At 40.4% G+C, this 3913-nt stretch carries 3 protein-coding genes; 1 reads left to right on the top strand and 2 read right to left on the bottom strand.

What is annotated here, in order from left to right; all coding sequences use genetic code 11:
• Positions 1-115 precede the first annotated feature (115 nt).
• Positions 116-295, bottom strand: coding sequence for a hypothetical protein (locus H6S82_RS22155; protein WP_190462583.1), 180 nt, complete (start codon positions 293-295; stop codon positions 116-118).
• Positions 296-465: 170 nt separating this feature from the next.
• On the opposite strand from H6S82_RS22155, the gene H6S82_RS22150 reads away from it, so the two are divergent.
• On the top strand, positions 466-1278 hold the full coding sequence (locus H6S82_RS22150; RefSeq protein WP_190462582.1) for an adenylate/guanylate cyclase domain-containing protein: 813 nt from the start codon (positions 466-468) through the stop codon (positions 1276-1278).
• A 368-nt stretch (positions 1279-1646) separates the two neighbouring features.
• Here H6S82_RS22150 and H6S82_RS22145 read toward each other — a convergent pair.
• A partial coding sequence (locus H6S82_RS22145) for a CHASE2 domain-containing protein (RefSeq protein WP_191056711.1) occupies positions 1647-3913 on the bottom strand: 2267 nt, incomplete at its 5' end.

Genomic DNA, 3913 nt, shown 5'->3' with positions numbered 1-3913 from the left:
TAATGCCTGTAAAGTTAATTTTATATGCAGGGGGGATTTATACTCGGATTAGGTGTACGATCGATTTTTGTATTAATAATTAATAATTAACAACAAAAAATTGAAAATTTTGATATTACAAAACAAAACTCAATTTGACGCTCATAACCAGTGGGAGTGTAGCAGTTGATGCTTGCAATCGCGTCAGTCTGGATGGCAACTTGGAGTAGCTGGAGTTACTTAAGGTTCTCAAGTCAGTGATGTAAATCTCTCTACTATGTTGACGCAGGTCAATTATACCCATGTCGCTACTCATGGCGTCAAAAGCCTTTTAGAGTCACTTTATGTATAAGTACACTGACTGAAGCCTCCACTGAAACTGAAGTTGGCGATGTTTGGGGTGAGTTGGGACATCAGTGTGAGCAACCCTTTAGGAGTAGAATATAGCGCTATATGGCTCAGCAATTGATACAGGAGTTACCTAGAATGGATGAGGCCAAATTTCAGGGAGAGCGCCGGGATGTTTCGATTTTATTCTCAGGTATCCGCAGTTTCTCTACTTTGACGGAAAACATGGAGCCAGTGGAGGTAATCGGTCTGCTTAACGAATATTTTGAGGTAATGTCAAACGTCGTTATTAAATACAAAGGCACCTTAGATAAATACATTGGCGATTTAATAATGGTGACTTTTGGTGCAACCTCGCCTTTAGAAGAGCGTGCTTGGATGTCAGTGCAAAGTGGCCTGGAAATGCGCCAAAGTTTAGCAGAATTTAATGCCAATCTTGTTGCCAAGAAAAAACCTGCAATTCAAATAGGTATTGGCATCAATTCCGATCCCCTCATCACGGGTAATATTGGTTCCAGCAAACTAAACCAATTTACTGTAATCGGAGATGGCGTAAATATCGCGGCTTATCTGGAAGGTCTGAGTAAGGATTATGGCTGCGATATCGTTATTAGTAAAAGTACATACGAATCTTGCGCGGAGCGGATATGGGCTAGAGAGCTTGATTACATTCATGCCAAAGGGAGAAACCAACCAATAGCTATTTACGAAGTTTTAGGGTTGCGTGCCGATCTAATTTCTGAGGAGAAGCAAAAAGCGATCGAACATTACAATCAAGGACGCGAACATTATCTAAATCGCAAGTTTCGACGGGCGATGAATGAGTTTGCAGTTATTGTGGAGGATATGAAAATTAACGACAAACCATCGGCGATGTTTCTCAAACGCTGTCAGTATTTGCTACAAAATCCTCCATCGGAAGATTGGGATGGCGTTTGGACGCTGACTTAATATTTGTTGAGTCTGAGATTAGTTGTTTTTACAAGCTCGAACAAAAACGGTAGACTGATGAGTGAAATTAAGCCTGCCCTTTCAGCCTAAATGAAGTCAGCACAAAACTCGGACTACCAATATCAAGTAGGAGGGAGTCTGCCAGTTGACTCCCCTAGTTATGTGGTGCGACAGGCAGACTTCGATAAAAAGGTTTCTCCAAAATAGTTTTCGTTCCCAAAACGCGACTCCTTGTTGTTCCAAGTGTATAACCGATCTTCCTCAGAATAGGATTGAATGCTTTTCTGGCAAGCGCAAATTTAATATTCTTTCTTGTGGCGATTTCCAGGCTTTGAGTAACTTTTTCAACATTTTACGTCTGCTACTTGCTATTCATTGATTAATTTCATACTTAAATCTATGAGTACGTCAAAGCGAAAGTCGTGTGCCAAATCGGTTAGGGCGCGAACCAAATTTGTATTTGATTGTGGAATTTCCTTGATTAATTCCATGATTTGCCCATCATCGCAGGTTAATGCTGCGTCATATAGTTCTTGTACCCAAGAAGATGACATCACGCACAAATCTTCGATTGTTAGGGCAGAATAAAGATTTTTGGATGCTTGTGAATCGGTTTTTTCTTCTCCTGCATAGACGTAGGAAATACTTAAATATTCCGCCATTTTGTTTAAAAGCAAATTTTCCGAAAATGGTTTGAGTAAAAAATCATCATAACCAGCTTCAGACATAAATTCGCGTTCGTGTTTCAAAGCGCTAGCAGTTAGGGCAATAATTATGGTGGATTTCCCTTGTGGTGTGGCTTTGATTATTTTAGTTGCTTCATAACCGTCCATAACTGGCATTTTTATATCCATCCAAATTAAGTGGGGTTCAAAATCTGACCAAATCGCAATTGCCTCCTCACCGTTGCTAGCTTCGCGCACAAAGAAGCCTATGGATTCGAGTAATTTAATTAATAGTAGACGATTTTCATATCGATCGTCTACTACCAAGATGCGATATTTTGGGGTATTGGGTGCTAGTGCGATCGCTGTTGGTTCTGCTTTTATATTTTCGGTTGCCAACGCTGCTTGCACCTGAATACTGAATGTGAAAATAGTTCCTTTACCCACCTGGCTTTGAACGCTAATTTTTCCTCCCATTTGTTCTACAAATTGTTTGCTGATTGCTAATCCCAAACCTGTTCCTTGTTGAGATTTACGACCTGTTTCTGTTTGGACAAACGCTTCAAATAAACTATTTATTTCTTCTGGAGCAATGCCAAAGCCAGTATCTTGCACTTCAAATAATAAAGTGGAATCTTTTTGATTTAATTTAGCGTTATTTGGAGAGGATTCACTTAGAGTTTTTACGTGAAGTATCACACTACCGCGCTCGGTAAATTTAATAGAGTTTGACAGTAAATTTATTAAAATTTGTCGTAATTTCTTGCCATCAGTAATGATATATTGAGGCACATCCATTTCTACATCAAATATTAACTCTAAGCCTTTGGATTCAGCTTTAAGTTGAAACAATTCCTTTACAGTGTCGATTAGGTTGTATAAATCTAAGTTATTTTCATTCAGTTCTAGCCGTCCTAGTTCGATTTTGGACATTTCTAAAACATCGTTAATGAGACTTAATAAATGCTCGCCACTCCGATTGATGATGCCTATGTATTCTTGGTTTTCTTTAGACAGAGAAGCATCGCGAGCCATCAGCTGGGTAAAGCCGAGAATAGCATTGAGGGGGGTGCGAAGTTCGTGGCTCATATTTGCCAGGAAGGCGCTTTTGGCGGCGTTAGCGGCAACAGCAATTTCTTTGGCTTTGGCAAGTTCGATCGCCTGTTGCTCTAGCTCATCTTTTTTTCGTTCTAATTCCACGGTGCGTTCTTTTACTTTTTCTTCTAACGTGCGCGAATAATCCTCTAATTTTTTATGGGAAATGTGCAAATTTTCGATGAGAATATAGCCAGTATTAACAACAGCAGAACCGACCAAAACTAAAAGTGAGGGAACTCCGGGAATCCACCAGCCATTCAAGAATGCTAGGTAATAACCGCTACTCAAACCGCACCCAAGTAGGAAAATGCTCCCAAGTGTGTATCGTTTGAGAGGGAAAATTGAGGCTAAAATTGCGCCGCAGGTAGACCAAAAAAAAATCCACCAGCACTCCAGCGGTTCAGGCCATACTTTTATGAGCGCCCGTCCTTCCAGTGCCGCACTTAAGGTCTGGCTGATTAAATTGGCATGAATAACTACACCAGGAGTTTGCTTTGCAGTGCCGAGGGAACTGCGACTGTAAGGAGTGAGAAACAGGTCGTTGAAGCTTTGTCCGGTTGCGCCGATCAGCACTATGCGATCGCGCAGTAAGTCTGGCGATATTCGATTTGCCAAAACATCAGTTATTGATATTTGATGAAATTTATTCTCCAATCCGCGATAATTCAACAAAACTTGGTAGCCACCATAATTAGCGCGAACATAGCCACCATCATTTCCTCTAAAAGGAGTAAATACAGCTTTACCTAATTGCAACTCGCCCGGTTTCTTAGTTTGTAAAGTAATTCCTTTGGCTTGCAAATACATTAAACTCAAACGAGCGCTCAAACTTAGTTTTGTTTGATTTTCTTCAAGTTTGACAGACATCAAAC

Source organism: Planktothrix sp. FACHB-1355 (assembly GCF_014748295.1).
Classification (GTDB): domain Bacteria; phylum Cyanobacteriota; class Cyanobacteriia; order Cyanobacteriales; family Aerosakkonemataceae; genus Aerosakkonema; species Aerosakkonema funiforme_A.
Note: the sequence above shows the minus strand (reverse complement) of the source record. Positions and strands in the feature narration are given on the sequence as shown.

Coding starts and splice junctions, on each gene's coding strand:
- H6S82_RS22150 (WP_190462582.1), top strand. CDS start 466: ATGGATGAGGCCAAATTTCAGGGAGAGCGCCGGGATGTTTCGATTTTA.
- H6S82_RS22155 (WP_190462583.1), bottom strand. CDS start 295: ATGAGTAGCGACATGGGTATAATTGACCTGCGTCAACATAGTAGAGAG.